General features: G+C 47.7%; 16 protein-coding genes. 14 read left to right on the top strand and 2 right to left on the bottom strand.

Annotated features, from left to right (window positions below; all coding sequences use genetic code 11):
• Positions 1 to 209: 209 nt before the first annotated feature.
• From infC to ABEQ74_RS16530, 4 genes are all read left to right on the top strand, one after another.
• A complete protein-coding gene (gene infC / locus ABEQ74_RS16515; protein WP_430123224.1) occupies positions 210 to 704 on the top strand; it encodes a translation initiation factor IF-3 in 495 nt (164 codons plus the stop codon).
• Between the two features lie 26 nt (positions 705 to 730).
• Positions 731 to 931 (top strand): 50S ribosomal protein L35, encoded by a 201-nt coding sequence (gene rpmI, locus ABEQ74_RS16520; RefSeq protein WP_007127239.1) that lies wholly within the window; start codon positions 731 to 733, stop codon positions 929 to 931.
• A gap of 30 nt (positions 932 to 961) precedes the next feature.
• Positions 962 to 1,321, top strand: a complete 360-nt coding sequence (gene rplT / locus ABEQ74_RS16525) for a 50S ribosomal protein L20 (RefSeq protein ID WP_006212255.1) — start codon at positions 962 to 964, stop codon at positions 1,319 to 1,321.
• 210 nt (positions 1,322 to 1,531) lie between these two features.
• Positions 1,532 to 1,861 (top strand): hypothetical protein, encoded by a 330-nt coding sequence (locus tag ABEQ74_RS16530; RefSeq protein WP_430123225.1) that lies wholly within the window; start codon positions 1,532 to 1,534, stop codon positions 1,859 to 1,861.
• On the opposite strand, the gene ABEQ74_RS16535 is transcribed toward ABEQ74_RS16530, so the two are convergent.
• Positions 1,862 to 2,311, bottom strand: coding sequence for a GNAT family N-acetyltransferase (locus ABEQ74_RS16535; RefSeq protein ID WP_430123595.1), 450 nt, complete (start codon positions 2,309 to 2,311; stop codon positions 1,862 to 1,864).
• A gap of 605 nt (positions 2,312 to 2,916) precedes the next feature.
• Here ABEQ74_RS16535 and ilvB point away from each other — a divergent pair.
• The 4 genes from ilvB to ABEQ74_RS16555 all read left to right on the top strand — a co-directional run bounded on the left by ilvB (position 2,917) and on the right by ABEQ74_RS16555 (position 8,024).
• Entirely contained in the window at positions 2,917 to 4,659 is a 1,743-nt protein-coding gene (ilvB, locus tag ABEQ74_RS16540) for a biosynthetic-type acetolactate synthase large subunit (protein WP_430123226.1), read from the top strand.
• Position 4,660: 1 nt separating this feature from the next.
• Positions 4,661 to 5,146, top strand: a complete 486-nt coding sequence (gene ilvN / locus ABEQ74_RS16545; RefSeq protein ID WP_430123227.1) for an acetolactate synthase small subunit — start codon at positions 4,661 to 4,663, stop codon at positions 5,144 to 5,146.
• 176 nt (positions 5,147 to 5,322) lie between these two features.
• On the top strand, positions 5,323 to 6,315 hold the full coding sequence (gene ilvC / locus ABEQ74_RS16550; protein ID WP_430123228.1) for a ketol-acid reductoisomerase: 993 nt from the start codon (positions 5,323 to 5,325) through the stop codon (positions 6,313 to 6,315).
• Between the two features lie 170 nt (positions 6,316 to 6,485).
• Positions 6,486 to 8,024, top strand: a complete 1,539-nt coding sequence (locus ABEQ74_RS16555; protein WP_430123229.1) for a 2-isopropylmalate synthase — start codon at positions 6,486 to 6,488, stop codon at positions 8,022 to 8,024.
• Between the two features lie 212 nt (positions 8,025 to 8,236).
• Here the strand turns inward: ABEQ74_RS16555 and ABEQ74_RS16560 are convergent, their stop codons facing one another.
• Positions 8,237 to 9,217, bottom strand: a complete 981-nt coding sequence (locus tag ABEQ74_RS16560; protein ID WP_430123230.1) for an aldo/keto reductase — start codon at positions 9,215 to 9,217, stop codon at positions 8,237 to 8,239.
• A 971-nt stretch (positions 9,218 to 10,188) separates the two neighbouring features.
• Between ABEQ74_RS16560 and leuB the strand changes: the two genes are divergently transcribed.
• The 6 genes from leuB (at position 10,189) to ABEQ74_RS16590 (ending at position 16,763) form a co-directional block, all read left to right on the top strand.
• Positions 10,189 to 11,265: a 3-isopropylmalate dehydrogenase gene (gene leuB / locus ABEQ74_RS16565; protein ID WP_430123231.1), complete on the top strand. Its 1,077-nt coding sequence runs from the start codon at positions 10,189 to 10,191 to the stop codon at positions 11,263 to 11,265.
• Between the two features lie 175 nt (positions 11,266 to 11,440).
• Positions 11,441 to 11,980: a peroxiredoxin gene (locus ABEQ74_RS16570; protein WP_430123232.1), complete on the top strand. Its 540-nt coding sequence runs from the start codon at positions 11,441 to 11,443 to the stop codon at positions 11,978 to 11,980.
• 265 nt (positions 11,981 to 12,245) lie between these two features.
• The gene (locus ABEQ74_RS16575; protein WP_430123233.1) at positions 12,246 to 12,653 is read left to right on the top strand and encodes a hypothetical protein; all 408 of its coding nucleotides are present in this window, start codon (positions 12,246 to 12,248) and stop codon (positions 12,651 to 12,653) included.
• A 275-nt stretch (positions 12,654 to 12,928) separates the two neighbouring features.
• A complete protein-coding gene (locus tag ABEQ74_RS16580) occupies positions 12,929 to 14,059 on the top strand; it encodes an ATP-binding protein (RefSeq protein WP_430123234.1) in 1,131 nt (376 codons plus the stop codon).
• A 77-nt stretch (positions 14,060 to 14,136) separates the two neighbouring features.
• Positions 14,137 to 15,654 (top strand): leucyl aminopeptidase, encoded by a 1,518-nt coding sequence (locus tag ABEQ74_RS16585; protein WP_430123235.1) that lies wholly within the window; start codon positions 14,137 to 14,139, stop codon positions 15,652 to 15,654.
• A gap of 146 nt (positions 15,655 to 15,800) precedes the next feature.
• Positions 15,801 to 16,763 (top strand): aldolase catalytic domain-containing protein, encoded by a 963-nt coding sequence (locus ABEQ74_RS16590; protein WP_430123236.1) that lies wholly within the window; start codon positions 15,801 to 15,803, stop codon positions 16,761 to 16,763.
• Positions 16,764 to 16,948: the final 185 nt, after the last annotated feature.

Genomic DNA, 16,948 nt, shown 5'->3' on the forward strand with positions numbered 1-16,948 from the left:
CAGAATATCTGATTGCAAGCAGAAGCACCGCTTCTCACCTGACCGACATATGTTGGCTGGTTTGATCACGAAATCAATCAATGGATTCAACTTCATTTGTGAGATGAGTATCAAATAGGGATGTCGGTGTTTAACCCGGCATCCCTTTATTTTTTTGCAAACAGGAACAACAAGTAATTTGGAGGTGGAGGACTATCAGTAAGGAACATATGATCAATGACGAGATTCGGGCCAAAGAAGTACGTTTGGTTGGTGCCGAAGGTGAGCAAATCGGGATCAAGCCGATTCGTGAAGCACTGCAAATGGCAATTGATCTCAATCTGGATCTGGTGAACGTAGCCCCTCAGGCGAAACCGCCGGTATGCCGCATCATGGACTACGGTAAATTCCGCTATGAGCAGCAGAAGAAAGAGAAGGAAGCACGCAAGAACCAGAAAGTTGTAGATATCAAAGAAGTATGGTTCCGTGCAAACATTGAGGAGCATGATTATCAAACCAAGCTTCGTAATGTTGTCAAGTTCTTGAAAGAAGGCGACAAGGTGAAATGCTCCGTGCGTTTCCGTGGTCGTGAAATCACCCATGCCAATATTGGCCAGAAAATTCTGGAGCGTGTGAAAACGGAAGTGGCAGAACTCTGCATCGTTGAGCGCCATCCTAAATTGGAAGGTCGCAGCATGATTATGATTTTGGCTCCAAAAGCCTAAGAGAGATTAGAGGAGGAAGTACTACAATGCCTAAAATGAAAACACATAGCAGCCTGAAAGGCCGCTTCAAAATTACCGGTACTGGTAAAGTAAAACGTTATAAAGCTTACAAAAACCACTTGCTTTCCCACAAATCCAAGCGTGCTAAGCGCGTGCTGTCCAACAGCCCTGTTATGGCGCCTGGAGATGTTAAACGTTTGAAGCAAGGTCTGGCTAACTTGAAATAGTAAACAACAATTATTGGGAGGTCTATTGATATGGCACGAGTTAAAGGCGGATTTGTCGTTCGTCGTCGACATAAAAAAGTATTGAAGCTTGCGAAAGGTTATTTCGGTTCCAAACACCGCATTTTTAAAACTGCTAACGAGCAGGTTATGAAATCCCTCGTTTATGCATACCGCGATCGTCGTAATACGAAGCGTAATTTCCGCAAATTGTGGATCGTTCGTATCAACGCGGCTGCTCGCCAAAACGGTCTGTCCTACAGCAAATTGATGCATGGTCTGAAGCTTGCTGGCGTGGATATTAACCGTAAAATGCTGGCTGATCTGGCTGTGAATGATCTGAACGCGTTCAACTCCTTGGCTACTGTAGCTAAAGAAAAAGTGAACGCTTAATTAAACGTGTATGAAGAAACCGCCGTATGATTACGGCGGTTTTTTTTGTTTTCTTTTCGTAAAGCAAATGGCATCTCTTAAAATAGCATAATACGCAAGCCTTGATGCTAGAAGGATCTGCCTATCTTTTGCCAATAGGAGGGCCATGAAACAAGCAAGTGAACTCCCTCGGGAATAGATTGAAATGTATATTACCTGAGGAGGGATCTTATGCACAAGCCTGTCAGCAAGGCAAAAGTGAAGTCATATGTGGGCAAACAGATCGTAGCGTATAAGAAGGACGGGACGATGGTGACAGGCAAGCTGGTCCGCGTTTCGGGCAGCCGCCTATTTGTCACCCCGGAAACCAAAGGAAAGAAAGTGAGAACCAAGGCGATTATTCCACTGGCTTTATTTGATCTTCTTGCCATAGGTACCGCACCGTATGCATACGGTGGTGGATATGGAGGCGGCTATGGTGGATATCCGGTAGGGTATGGCGGATATGGACCGGGCTACGGCGCTTTCGGACCGGGATATGGTGGGGGCTTTTTCTGGTAATTATATCAAGCCGTTTTTATTAAGTTCATAGCACTGGCTGGGCTCGATGATTCTGGTCACTGTATAGCCGAGTTTTCGGTAAAATTTCAGACCAGTCGTATTTCCGATGTCTACCATGACCTTGGCGCGTGTGCATCCGCGGGTTGCAGCGAAATGTTCGGCATGCTCCATTAATCGGGCACCCCACCGTTTTCGCTGCGCTGTGGATGCTACGGCCAACATGTCAATATACAGCAGTTCGCCATGCATCATGAAATGGATAAAAGCAAAGACTCTGTCATCATTCTCCGACGAAGCAACGAGGGTAACGCCGCGTTGTAATCGAGAAGGAATATCTTTACGAATGGTGTCGAGCTCTTTTTTTGTCATGTGGGAAAGCGGAACGAGCTGGGACTCGATCAGCTGGAGAATCATCGGATCATCATACCCGGGTTTCCGATAACGGATTATCATATTGCTCCCTCCCTTCGCGACGTTTAAAGTAAGCTCCGTTTATCATATGTAGCAAGCTTTAAGAGGGTGTTTTGCAAGAAGGGAGCGAGGCAAATGATATCACTGTGAATGATACCCTTACACCGGAAGCAAAATAAATGTGTTGACTTCTGGAATGAATGAATCATATAATGTTTCTAAACATTTTAACGAATATATCCAATCGGCAATGATGAGGACGAAGTTTAAAGGGCTCTTTTGCTCAGAGAGTGGCTGGATCAGCTGAAACCACCACCTTAATCCCTTTTATACGAGCTCACCTCGGAGCTGTTTCCCTGAAAGACGCTACGCTAGGACTTTATCGCATTAAGTCGTAACAGCGCGTTTATTAGGGGGAATCGTTATAGTCCGCGTTAAGGACTGCAGATATTGAAGGGCTGTGTTTATTGTTCTTCATACCTGCTGAGGCTTTACACTGCGAAGTGTAGGGCAAACATGGGTGGTACCACGGAAGCTAAACCTTTCGTCCCTCACACGGAGATACTCCGGGTGTGGCGACGGAAGGTTTTTTTATTGCTTGATCATGAGATAGTGAGTGCCAATATTTGAGAGGAGGATGACTGATGAGCGCGCAAACTCCAGAAGTGCGGTCTACAGAACAATTACGAGAGAAATGGTTGAAGCCTGAAGTGATTACCGGATCGGAAATCTTGCTTCGGAGTCTTCTTCTCGAAGGTGTCGAGTGCGTCTTCGGATATCCGGGCGGAGCTGTCCTGTATATCTATGATGCCATGTATGGTTTTGAGGATTTCAACCATGTCTTGACACGTCACGAGCAAGGCGCCATTCATGCAGCTGACGGTTATGCCCGTGCAAGTGGAAAAGTCGGTGTATGTATAGCGACTTCAGGACCAGGGGCAACAAACCTTGTGACCGGGATCGCAACAGCTTATATGGATTCCGTTCCACTCGTTGTCATAACCGGTAACGTTGCAACAAGCTTGATCGGTACAGACGCTTTCCAGGAAGCGGATATCACAGGAATCACGATGCCGATCACGAAGCACAGCTACCTGGTAAGAGATGTAAAGGATCTGCCAAGAGTGATCCATGAGGCGTTCCATATTGCATCGACTGGACGTAAAGGACCCGTGCTGATTGATATTCCGAAGGATGTTTCCGCAGCTACCACCTTGTTCCAGCCGGAAGAGCGGATTCAGTTGAAAGGTTATAACCCTCGAACAGTTCCGAACAAGCTTCAGCTTGATAAACTGGCCCGCGCGATTGAGGATGCGGAGCGCCCGATGATATTGGCTGGCGGCGGCGTGATCTACTCCGGGGCTCATGAAGGACTGCACGAATTCGTGAATAAAACAGGGATCCCGATCACAACCACACTGCTTGGTCTTGGTGCTTTCCCAACCGGTAATGACCTGTGGACAGGGATGCCGGGCATGCATGGAACGTATACATCGAACCATGGCATTCAGCAGTCGGACCTGCTGATCAACATTGGAGCAAGATTTGATGACAGGGTTACAGGTAGGCTGGACGGATTTGCACCACATGCAAAAATCGTCCATATCGACATTGATCCGGCTGAGATCGGCAAGAACGTGCCGACCGATATTCCGATTGTCGGCGATGTAAAAACGGTGCTTGAAATGCTGAATCCTATCGTTTCCTACGCAGCCAAAGCGGATGCTTGGAGAGAGCAGATCAGCAAGTGGAAGGCTGAATACCCATTCCGCTACGTTGATTCGGATACGGTACTGAAGCCGCAGTGGGTCATCGAAATGCTCAATGATACGACGAAGGGCGAAGCGATTGTAACGACTGACGTTGGTCAGCACCAGATGTGGGCCGCACAGTATTACAAGTTCAACCAACCGCGTTCATGGATCACCTCAGGAGGCCTTGGAACGATGGGCTTCGGATTCCCGTCAGCGATCGGTGCCCAGATGGCGCATCCGGATCGACTGGTCATCTCGATCAACGGTGACGGCGGTATGCAGATGTGTTCCCAGGAGCTTGCGATTTGCGCCATCAACAACATTCCGGTAAAAATCGTTGTCATCAACAACCAAGTGCTTGGTATGGTTCGGCAATGGCAGGAACTGATTTACGACAACCGATACAGTCATATCGATCTGGCTGGCAGCCCTGATTTCGTTAAGCTGGCTGAAGCCTATGGTGTCAAAGGACTTCGCGCCACAACGAAAGAAGAAGCACAGCGTGCTTGGGCCGAAGCGATGGAAACACCGGGACCCGTCCTTGTTGAGTTCGTCGTTGAGAAAGGCGAGAACGTATATCCGATGGTGACGCAAGGGTCGACAATCGATCAAATGCTGATGGGGGATGCGTAAGATGAGTACAAAACATACCATTGCTGTACTAGTAAACGACCAGCCGGGTGTCCTGCAGCGTGTATCGGGGCTATTCGGACGCAGAGGCTTTAACATCGAAAGTATTACTGTCGGGCAGTCGGAAGAGGTTGGATTATCCCGGATGGTTATCGTAACCACCGGTGATGAAACGACATTGGAGCAGGTGGAGAAGCAGCTTTACAAGCTGATCGATGTTATTAAAGTTATTAATCTTAGCTCCAAACCGATGGTAGCCAGAGAGCTTGCTCTAATCAAGGTAAAGGCTGAGCCTTCGGCCAGACCGGAAATCATGGGGGTTGTCGAAACTTTCCGCGCATCCGTCGTGGATATTGGCTCGGCTAACCTGATGGTGCAGGTCGTTGGCGATACTGTCAAAATCGATGCCATGATTGAACTCCTCAAGCCGTATGGCATTCAGGAGCTTTCCCGGACCGGGGTTACCGCGATGATTCGCGGTAATGCGTAATCATTATACGATTCTCTTTTATATGGGTGACAAAGTTATTGAGATATAAGATAAGAGTGTTAGATACCTGCATCGTATGAGCGGGTGTCTCAGCAGATCGAAAGATAGATCCGTTGGTCTATTGAGATACCCGCTCATCATGAAGGGTCTTTAAAATCAAAGGAGGACTTATACAAATGGCAATTACTACTTATTATGAACAAGATGCAGAACTGAGCGTATTGAAGGACAAAACGATCGCGGTTATCGGTTACGGTAGCCAGGGCCATGCCCAAGCACAAAACCTGCGTGACAGCGGACTTAAGGTAGTTATCGGCCTTCGTGAAGGCAAATCCTTCGACAAAGCGAAGAATGATGGTTTCGAAGTGCTTCCTGTAGCAGAAGCTGTAAGCCGTGCGGATGTGGTACAAATCCTGATGCCGGATGAAACACAAGCAGCGGTTTACAAGAACGATATCGAACCAAACCTGAAAAAAGGTGCAGCACTGATGTTCTCTCACGGTTTCAACGTTCATTTCGGTCAAATCGTAGCACCAAAAGACAATGATGTCCTGCTGGTTGCTCCTAAATCTCCTGGCCACATGGTTCGTCGTACGTATGTTGAGGGCTTTGGCGTACCTGGACTGATTGCAATCGAGAAAGATGCAACTGGACAAGCTAAGGCAATCGGTTTGGCTTATGCAAAAGGTATCGGTTGTACTCGTGCAGGCGTTATCGAGACTTCCTTCCGTGAAGAAACCGAAACAGACTTGTTCGGTGAGCAAGCAGTACTGTGCGGTGGTGTATCCGCACTCGTTAAAGCTGGTTTCGAAACTCTGACAGAAGCAGGATATGCTCCTGAAATGGCATACTTCGAGTGTCTGCATGAATTGAAGCTGATCGTTGACATGATCTATGAAGGTGGTCTTGCCAGCATGCGCGATTCCATCAGTAACACAGCTGAGTACGGTGACTATGTAACTGGTCCGCGCGTTGTGACCGAGGATACGAAGAAGGCAATGAAAGAAGTGCTTTCCGATATTCAACAGGGTAAATTCGCTCGCGACTTTATTCTAGAGAACCAATCCGGCCGTGCATTCTTGACAGCTACTCGTCGTAACGAGTCTGAGCATCCAATCGAAGTAGTGGGTGCAGAGCTTCGTGAAATGATGCATTGGATCAAGAAATAAGAATATATAGATTTCATAAGGAATTCTTCCGGATACGAACAGTCAAGCAGGCAGTGAGAAGAAGCTATGACTACTCGATCCGTTAGATGAAGCAGCCGGCGGCAGGGGATATACGAACCTGCCGCCGGGTGTTTCCCTCAAGCGTGATAAACTTCAAGGAGGTGCCGACAATGCGAAAGATTTATGTCTTTGATACAACACTGAGAGACGGGGAACAATCACCAGGCGTGAATTTGAACACTCGGGAAAAGGTGGAAATGGCCCTTCAACTCGAAAAGTTGAAAATCGACCGCATGGAAGCCGGATTTCCAGCGGCGTCACCCGGAGACCTTGCAGCTGTGAACGCCGTGGCACGCGCGGTCAAGGACGTTACCGTCATCGGATTGTCACGTTCCCGAGAGAGCGACATTGATGCGGTTCGTGAAGCACTTATTGGAGCACAGGACCCATGCATTCACGTGTTTTTGGCGACTTCGCCGATTCACCGCAAGTTCAAGCTGCGAATGGAGAAGCAGCAAGTGCTGGAAACAGCGCAAGCCTCCATCCGTTACGCCAAGAAGTATTTTTCCAAAGTGGAATTCTCCCTGGAGGATGCCGGACGGACTGAGCTGGATTTTATGGCTGAAGTCGTTGCAATGGCTGTGCGCGAAGGCGCCAGTGTCGTGAATATTCCAGATACGGTAGGTTATTTATACCCTTCGGAGTATGGAGCCATATTCAAATACTTAAAAGAAAACGTTCCTGATATCGAAAAGGTGCAGCTGAGCGCACATTGTCATAACGATCTGGGCATGGCCACCGCCAATACGCTGGCCGCTATTCTGAATGGCGCCGATCAAATTGAAGGCACGATCAATGGTATTGGAGAACGGGCAGGCAACACCGCCATTGAAGAGATTGCAATGGCGCTGGAGACACGTTCCGAATTCTTCGGTGCAAGGACAGGGCTTGCACTGACTGAGATTGCCCGCACCAGCCGCCTTGTCAGCAAGCTCACCGGTATGGTCGTTCCAGGCAACAAAGCCATCGTTGGCGCGAATGCATTCGCTCATGAATCTGGTATTCATCAGGATGGAATGCTGAAAGAAAAGACAACATATGAAATTATGACCCCGGAATCCATCGGACTCAAGGAAAGCAAGCTGGTACTAGGTAAACACTCCGGCCGTCATGCTTTCCGGGAGAAATTGATGGATCTCGGTTATGATTTGAACGAAGAACAGGTGAATGAGGCATTCGCCAAATTCAAGGTGCTGGCTGACAAGAAGAAGGAAGTATCCGATGAGGACCTTCTGGCTTTGCTGGAAGAAAAATTGATCGATACACCGGAAGTTTTCAAATTGGAAACGATCTTTGTCGCTTATGGTAATGAATCAACGCCAACGGCACGGGTTCGCATTGCTACAGAAGATCAGATGATTGAGGAAGAAGCCGAGGGCAACGGTTCTGTAGACGCGATTTATAATGCGATCGACAAAGTGACCGGTGAAGAAGTGACGCTTGCGGATTATTCCATCAAATCGGTAACCCATGGTAAGGATGCTCAAGGTGAAGTGCATGTGGTACTGACACAAAACGATGTGGCTGCACAAGGCCGCGGCCTGAGCACTGATATTCTGGAAGCAAGTGCAAGAGCTTACGTGGATGCGGTCAACGTTCTGATTGAGAAACGCAAAACGTTCAGCCGGCGCGAGCGAGCAACACTGTAATTTTATACTTAATGTGGAACAATGAATGATGGGTAACTCAGGGTACGTGGGGAAATCCATGGAGATATCCAAAGAAAAAGAGGAGTCGCAGTATATGCGGCCCCTCTTTTTTGGTATCAAAATATAATGGTCCAGCCGTGTGCTGTCCCTTCATGTAGAGATTATTGTCTCGCAACTTCCGGGTCAAAACGATGAAAACTTAAATGCAACTTTTACCAGGCATAGGCTTGTGGTGCTGCTCCGCCTGGTCCAGGGAAGATTTCGTCCAGACGGTTCATTGTGGATTCGTCCAGTTCAATCTCAAGTGCGCGCAGGGAACCTTCGAATTGCTCCAGCGTGCGCGGTCCGATAATCGGTCCCGTAACGGCAGGGTTCTTCAGCACCCAAGCAAGAGCTACAGAATCCTGCGGTTCGCCCAGCTCTTGGCAAAGCTCAGCGAACTGTTCCAGTTGTGATCGATATTTCTCGACACGCTCGGCATTCCCTCCGCTGCGCGTGCCCTCAACTTTCTTAAGCGCATTGCGTCCCAGCAATCCTCCATCCAGCGGGCTCCACGGAATAACACCAAGTCCTAGCTTCTGAGAGGCGGGAAGCACTTCGAGCTCAGGCAATCGGCAGGTCAAGCTGTACTTGTGCTGCTCGGAAACCAGGCCAAGGAAGTGACGGCTCTTGGCCGCGGCTTGTGCCTCGGCAATCTGCCAGCCCGCAAAGTTGCTGGATCCGACATACCCGATTTTTCCTTGATGGACTGCTACTTCAAAAGCTCCCCACAGCTCGTCCCATGTAACAGCAGGATCGACGTGATGCATCTGGTACAGTTCGATATGATCCGTCTGCAGACGTTTCAGTGATGCTTCCAGATGCCGGCGCAGCTTATAACTCGACAATCCGGCCTCATTGTTAGGACCATCCAGGGGATCATTCATGGAGCCATAGAACTTGGTCGCCAATATAACCTTTTCGCGGCGACCTCCACCTTGCTTGAACCAGCGTCCGATGATGGTCTCAGTCAGCCCGGCGTTCTCGCCCCAGCCGTAGACGTTGGCGGTATCAAAGAAGTTGACGCCGGCATCAAGCGCCGCATCCATGATACGGAAGGCTTCTTTCTCATCCGTGGCGGGCCCGAAATTCATCGTTCCTAGGCACAGACGACTTACTTGCATACCGGATTTACCTAGAGCAGTGTACAGCATAATCAATGATCACTCCTTGGTCATTTAGGATATAGGACAATTTCATCCCTATTGTAGCGTATTAGCGTAGAAAAATATAACGAAAGACGTTCGGTAACGTTAATGTGGTTGTAATAAAAGTAGCAAACCTAAACCTATCGTTTTCTGTTCTTAATGCTCGTTAGAAATTGTGAAAAGGTGAAGCGAGCGCATGATGTACGAGTAAGTAGCCGAATCAGGAGCTAGTGCAGAAGGTATGAGCAAGTAGTAGAACCGGGAGCAGGGAGCACGAAGGAAGTAGCCGAATCAGGAGCAAGTGCAGGAGGTATGAGCAAGTAGTAGAACCGGGAGCAGGTGCAGGAAGCACGAAGCACGAGCATGTAAGAGAATCAGAAGCAGTTGCAAGAAGCACGAAGCAGGTAGCAGAATCCAAGAGCACGAAGCAGTAGCAGAATCCAAGAGCACGAAGCAGTAGCAGAATCAGAAGCAGGTGCAAGAAGCCAGAAGCAATAGTTGCAATGCAAAAAAGTAGTAACCAAAAGCCGCCCCATGGCTTCATGCATAGGGCGCTTTATCTCCCCCACCCATTGTGATCAGGGAGATGTGCTCATCTCCGGGGAACCCTGCCTAACATTCGGCTTCGAAGCAGCGGAGAGGACGAATCGATTCCGGAGAAGCGGAGCGGTCGCCTTTGGAGCCGAGTTTCAACCGAGATACCATAATTCAAGAAATTCGGCGACAACAGCGATCGGAGGAGCGATACGTACTCGGAGCCCCCCACATCAATCCTTCGAAGCTCCCACATCAATCCTTCGAAGCATCTGTACAACTCTTCGACGCATGCCATCTCCCTGATTCACATTCCCCTCACTTATAGGCAAAATGAATTAAGTTCATAGTTTCTATATCTTGGTCAATTGATAGTGAGTATGTTAAAACAGTAACTAGATGATTAAATACGATCAGTGTACATAAATAAGGAGTGACGAAGGATGGCAGAAACGAAGAAGATTGCGGTAATCGCAGGAGACGGTATTGGTCCTGAAGTAGTGGCGGAAGCGGAGAAAATCATAAGACGTACCGAAGAGGTATTTGGATATTCATTTACGACCGAACATGCATTGTTTGGCGGAATTGCGATTGACGAGAAAGGCACACCGCTGCCGGAGGAAACACTCAAAGTATGTAAAAGCGCCGATGCTGTATTGCTTGGTGCAGTTGGCGGACCGAAATGGGACAACAATTCGAAGGAGCTTCGTCCCGAAACCGGATTGCTCGGTATCCGTAAAGAGCTCGGCTTATTCTCGAACCTGCGTCCGGCTGTCGTTTTTGATTGCTTGAAAGATGCTTCCACATTGAAGCCTGAGGTTCTCGAAGGTACAGACCTGATGGTCGTTCGAGAACTGACAGGAGGTATCTACTTCGGCGAGAAGTTCAGACGCGAGGGTGCTGGCGGCGAAGAAGCAGTGGATACTTGCGCATACAGCACTGCTGAGGTAGAACGCATTGTACATCAAGCCTTTGAGATTGCTCAGAAGCGCCGGAAGAAGCTTGCATCTGTCGATAAAGCAAACGTGCTTGAAACGTCCCGCTTGTGGCGCGAAACCGTAAACCGCATCGCTCCCGAGTACCCGGATGTAGAACTGGAGCATGTGCTGGTAGACAACTGCGCGATGCAGCTGCTGCGTCGTCCGTCTAGTTTCGACGTCATCGTAACCGAGAATATGTTCGGCGACATTCTAAGTGACGAAGCAGCTATGCTGACAGGGTCGATCGGCATGCTGTCATCCGCATCCATGGGAGAAGGAGCTTTTGGCCTGTACGAGCCGGTACACGGTTCCGCACCGGATATTGCTGGTCAAGGCTTGGCGAATCCAATTGCTACGATTCTTTCGGTAGCGCTCATGTATCGCCTTACGTTTGGATACGCGGATGCCGCTGATGCGATTGAACGGGCGGTTGCTGAAGTGCTCGACGCAGGGCATCGGACAGCTGATATCGCCGTGGATAAGAGCAAAGCGCTCAGCACTACGGAGATGGGTGATTTGATCGCCGCATCAATCCGTTAATTCAGGAAAACATCCATCCAAGATAGTTAGTTATTTATAATAATTATTATTAAATAATATATATAATCTTGACTTTGCATATCCTCAATGATAACATTTCTATTAAATGTTCAGAGATGCATAGGTGTAGAAAATACGCATATTTTCATACATAGGTCAAGGAGGATATTCAATCATGGCAGAACGTTTGGTTGGTAAAGCAGCTCCAGAGTTCACGATGGAAACTGTATCGGGAGACGGTAAAGATTTTGGCAAAGTCAGCTTGTCGGATTACCGCGGCAAGTGGCTTGTATTCTTCTTCTATCCGCTTGATTTCACTTTTGTATGTCCAACTGAAATCACGGCACTCAGCGATGCTTATGATCAATTCAAAGCATTGGATACAGAAATCTTGGGTGTAAGTGTTGACTCAATCCACAGCCACAAAGCTTGGATTAACACGCCTAAAGAAGCTAATGGTCTGGGCGCATTGAACTTCCCATTGGCTTCCGATATCACCAAGAATGTAGCTAGAGATTACGGTGTTCTTATTGAAGAAGAAGGCGTTGCTCTGCGAGGCTTGTATATCATCGATCCGGAAGGCGAATTGAAGTATCAAGTCGTTAACCATAACGATGTGGGCCGCAGTGTTGAAGAAACTCTTCGTGTTCTTCAAGCACTTCAATCCGGCGGGTTATGCCCGATGAACTGGAAACCGGGCGATACAAACCTGTAATTTGTTTTTTGCGAAATAAAGGCAACCCTCATTATCTGACATTATATGCAGATAATGAGGGTTTTTCACTCTGACTGTATTGGGTAAATTAGGGGAAGACTCCTTTAAGGGAAACGGATTTGCGATCGTAATAGGATAACAGACTTAAGGTAGGAAAAAAATCCTAATTTTCTCATCCGGTTATTTTCATGAAGGAATTAGAGAGTATGAAAGCGAATACAATAATTTGTAATGATGAAGAATCCATAAAAGGAGGGTGAACGGTATGAGTTTTTGCTGTGGGGCTAGTATGATGGGTACAAAGGGTACACTGAAGCATTATCGCACTCAAGTACATAATGTTCCCCTGCTGTCTTGTCCGGTCTGTCACCGTGTTGAGGTGCATCATCGTGTCGAGAATGAGTATGAGATTCTAGCTGAATATGCCCATGGTGATGGGGCCTCCCAGTTGGATTTTCAGGATTACGTGATGGAAGATGAAGATTCCATATTTGAGAATGTGGTCAACCGGGAGTCCGAGGATCCGCTAACAGTCGTTCAGAGCCAGATTGATATGTCGTTAGATCTCCTGGTTGTAGCCAAATGGATGGAAGATGAGAAGTGGCAAGGCGAACTGAAAAGACGGCTGGCTGTGATGAGTCAGCGCCGCCTGCGGCTGCAGAAACAACCTTAATCCAGGAAATAAAGCCTCGTGATGACCCGGGGCTTTTTTAATGTTGTGCATGTTATGTTTATTTTTTTCGTTCGGGTTAGGTATCTAGAATGGTATTTTTATGCAACTTTCCATTTTTCGACAGGATTTCTGATTGACGTTTCTTTGCCTGGATGACTATCATGAAAGGAAGAAGATTTAGTCTGCTACTGATGCGAAGAGCGGACAAGCAGATTTATATATGTTTTTAATGTCGGTTTGGTGAGTTCAACTTTTCAAGAAATGGGGGAGCCATCTTGTTGAGTCAAATCCGTGAATCTGAGCTGCAGGCAATTCGATCATTTCATTCCAGCCAGCTTATTAGGAACAAGTATGAGAACATACTAGAAAATCTCGACAGCGGGATCATCCTCTTTGATAGTAACGGAGTATTAGCCTTTGTAAATGTACAGATGGCCAAGTTGCTGGGTGTACCCCGGAAATCGCTAACTGGCTGTACATTGACCCAATTACTGCGCCATCCCCAGCTCTCCAGATTTAAGAAGAGAAAAATACTTCGTTTTTTTCGGGAATCGGTGTTTCATCGTAAGAGATTGCATGAACTGGTTGATGAATACGGGAGATCTTGGCTCATTACCATGACTTATGGGGACCAAATGGAAGGAGATTTTCTAATTAGCGTGAAGGATGTATCTGACTTCAAGCGAATTGAGCAAACGGCTTATCAGAATGATAAGCTGGCCATGCTGGGCAAAATCTCGGCTTCCATCGCTCACGAAATACGTAACCCGTTGACATCTATTCGCGGCTTTATTCAGCTGCTTCGTCCACACCTTGTGAGTTTGGGTAAGGATGAGTATGCCAGAATTATACTTACGGAGATCGATCGTGCAAATGATATTATATATGAATTTCTAAATTCCTCCAAACCCTCGGCTCCTGAGACCAAGATCGTCTCCGTACCCTCACTACTGAAGGAAGTCGTTCTTCTTACAGAGAGTGAAGCCTTGATGAAGGGATGCCAGATCAATCTGCATACCAACAAGACCCCTCCTGCGTTTATATCCGTAGATGTGAAACAGATCAAACAGGTGATACTTAACATTATCAAAAATGCACTGGATGCTATCCATGAGCACCATGATGAGAATGAGAACATAACTGGGATGATTGATATTTCGGCCCGTGATACAGGGAAGCATATTTGCATCTATATATCCGACAATGGCGGCGGTATGGATCAGAACACACTGAATCATCTGTTTAATCCCTTTTTTACAACAAAAGAGAGTGGCACGGGACTAGGGTTGTCTGTAAGTTACAGTATTATCAGAAACCATGGTGGTTCGATTGCCGTGGATAGCCAAGTTGGTAGCGGGACGGAGTTTGTGATTACCTTTCCCAAGGTGAGCGTTTCTGAAGTTTAAGAATTCAGGTTCTACAAATTCAATGTGTGAGCAGCTGTTCCGATGGAATGGCTTTTTCTTTTTTAGGAGGAGACCCTATGAGATGGACGTTTACAAGTAATACGACAGCCGAACAGATTGAAATGAATGCCATTATAGTACCCATTACGAAAATACAAGCAGCAGAAGGAGGAATCTCCACTGCCTGGGATCCGATGCTAAAACAGTTGGCTGGTAGCCGGCTATTTGATGGCACGCCCAACAGATCCTATATATTACCGGAGAGCATTGGTGGAAGAACCCGCCTGTTAATATTCGTAGGCTGCCCTGAAGGCATTCTGACCTCCGAGCAGCTGCGACTGATAGCGGCTCAGGCGGTTAAAGCCGCCTTGAAATCAGGAATAGACAGCGCCGCTATTCGAATTCCGTCTACCATGGTCAGCTTGACGGATGAGCAGGCATCCCAGGATGCCGCTCAAGCATTAACTGAGGGATGCGTACTTGGGGGCTACCGCAAGCGGCATTATAAGCGTGATGCTTCAGAAGCAACGAAATTAGAAGAAATCCTCTATTATATAGAAGAAGATTTAAAGCCGGAATGGACAGCTGGATGGACTGAAGGGATGTCGCAGGGTGCAGCGATAGGGGAAGCAACCTGTCTGGCACGCGATTTGACGAACTTGCCAGGTAATATGCTGCTGCCTGAAGATTTGGCTCAGAGGGCTCTTCAGCTGGCGAAACGGCATGATTTTGAAGCACAGGTTCTAGACGAGGAGGGAATCCTTGAGAAAGGCATGGGCGGCCTCCTGGCCGTGGGGAAAGGGAGTGTTCATCCTCCACGCATGATTGTGATTCGCTATCAGGGACGCGAGACCTGGGATGATGTGATCGGCCTTGTTGGCAAGGGGATTACCTTTGATACTGGGGGCGTTTCTCTGAAACGGACGCCCGGTATGGAAAATATGATAAGCGACATGGGCGGAGCGGCGACGGTGCTAGGCGTCATGGAGGCGCTCGGACGAATTCGTCCCAAGGCGAATGTGATCATGGTGATTCCTTCTGCGGAGAACGTATTGAGTGGCAGCGCCTATAAACCGGGTGATATCATTACGACCTTAAGCGGACGTACCATTGAAGTTCTGAACACCGATGCGGAGGGTCGCATCGTACTGGCGGACGGTATCACCTATGCGAAGCAGCTGGGTGCTACCCGGTTGATTGATGTAGCCACATTGACGGGGGCCGTCGTCTCGGCACTTGGAGACATAGCTACAGGCGCTGTGACCAATGATGAGGACTTTCTGCAAGAACTTATAGCCTCTTCACGGAGGACCGGCGAAAAAATATGGCCGCTGCCCTCTTATCCGGAATTCTGGGATAAATTAAAGAGTGACGTTGCGGATATAAGAAATCAAACCGGCCGCGAAGGCGGAACGATAACGGGCGGTCTTTTCGTCGGTACTTTCGCTGATGGTCTGCCGTGGGTACATTTCGATATTGCGGGAACGGCTTTTTTGTCGAAGGAGCGGGGGCTTGACCCCAAGGGAGCAACGGGCGTGCTTGTCCGCACTTTGATTGATTGGATCTGCAGGCAGGCCCAGGACAAGTTGGATTGAAGTACATCATCTTCCCTGGATGCAATATCTAAGTTACCCGAAGGGAATGGGTGGTAATGGTACGTCAATCGACAGTTTTGCTTTACTTTTCAACCGGGCTTCAAGTATGATGAAGAGAAAAATTGCCGAGAGGAGTTTAGCTTAGAATGATTAAGAGTAGTCAGACAAAGATTGTAGATTGTACCATTCGCGATGGCGGATTGGTCAATAATTGGGATTTTAGCGTAGAATTCGTACAAAATTTATATGCGAGCCTGAATGAGGCTGGCGTGGACTATATGGAAATCGGTTATAAAAATTCACCAAAACTGTTAAAAGGCGCTGACCAAGCTGGTCCTTGGCGTTTTTTGGATGATGAATTCCTTAGAAAAGTAATTCCGAATAAGGGAAAAACGAAATTGTCCGCACTTGTCGATATCGGCCGTGTGGATGAAGACGATATTTTACCACGTGAGGAAAGCCTGCTGGATCTCATCCGTGTTGCTTGTTACATTAAAGACGTGGATAAGGCGCTTGCATTGGTTCAAACCTTCCATGAACGGGGTTATGAAACTACGCTGAACATTATGGCCCTCTCCAATGTGATGGAGAACGAGCTTATGGAAGCTTTTGAGATGATTAGAGAAAGCGTCGTAGACGTGGTATATATCGTTGATTCTTATGGAAGCCTTGATCATAAAGACATGGAATACCTTGTGAATAAGTTCAAGGAACATCTGCCGAACAAGCGTCTGGGCGTACATACCCATAACAATATGCAGCTGGCGTTCTCCAACACCCTGGTCGCTGCAGATCTGGGCGTTGAGCTTCTGGATGCATCTGTATACGGAATGGGGCGTGCAGCCGGCAACTGTCCGACCGAGCTTCTGGTTACCCACCTGAAAGGCACGAAGTATGAGCTGCGTCCGGTTCTGGATATTATCGAGCGCTTTATGATTCCTCTTCGTGAAAAAGAGGAGTGGGGTTATATCATGCCTTACATGATTACGGGTACCCTCGATGAACATCCTCGCTCCGCTATGGCGCTTCGCGCTTCGGAAGACAAGGATAAAATTGTGGACTTTTATGATAAATTGACGACACCGGAAGTGACTTTCGACAAAAAATAATAAGGGCGCGCTGGAAACCATCCAGATGCCTGTCTTGTAATTAATTTAGCGCAGCGTCCTTCCCTTGCAGGAAGGATGCTGTTTGCTCTCTAACCATGGAAATAACAGTTTCCATAAAATACATGTTGAAATTAACTTTCCGGCATGGTATATTTATTTTTGTCTTCAAAAGGAAGATGATCATC

Origin of the sequence: Paenibacillus solani, from assembly GCF_050475945.1 — a bacterium.
Taxonomy (GTDB): domain Bacteria; phylum Bacillota; class Bacilli; order Paenibacillales; family Paenibacillaceae; genus Paenibacillus_AQ; species Paenibacillus_AQ solani_A.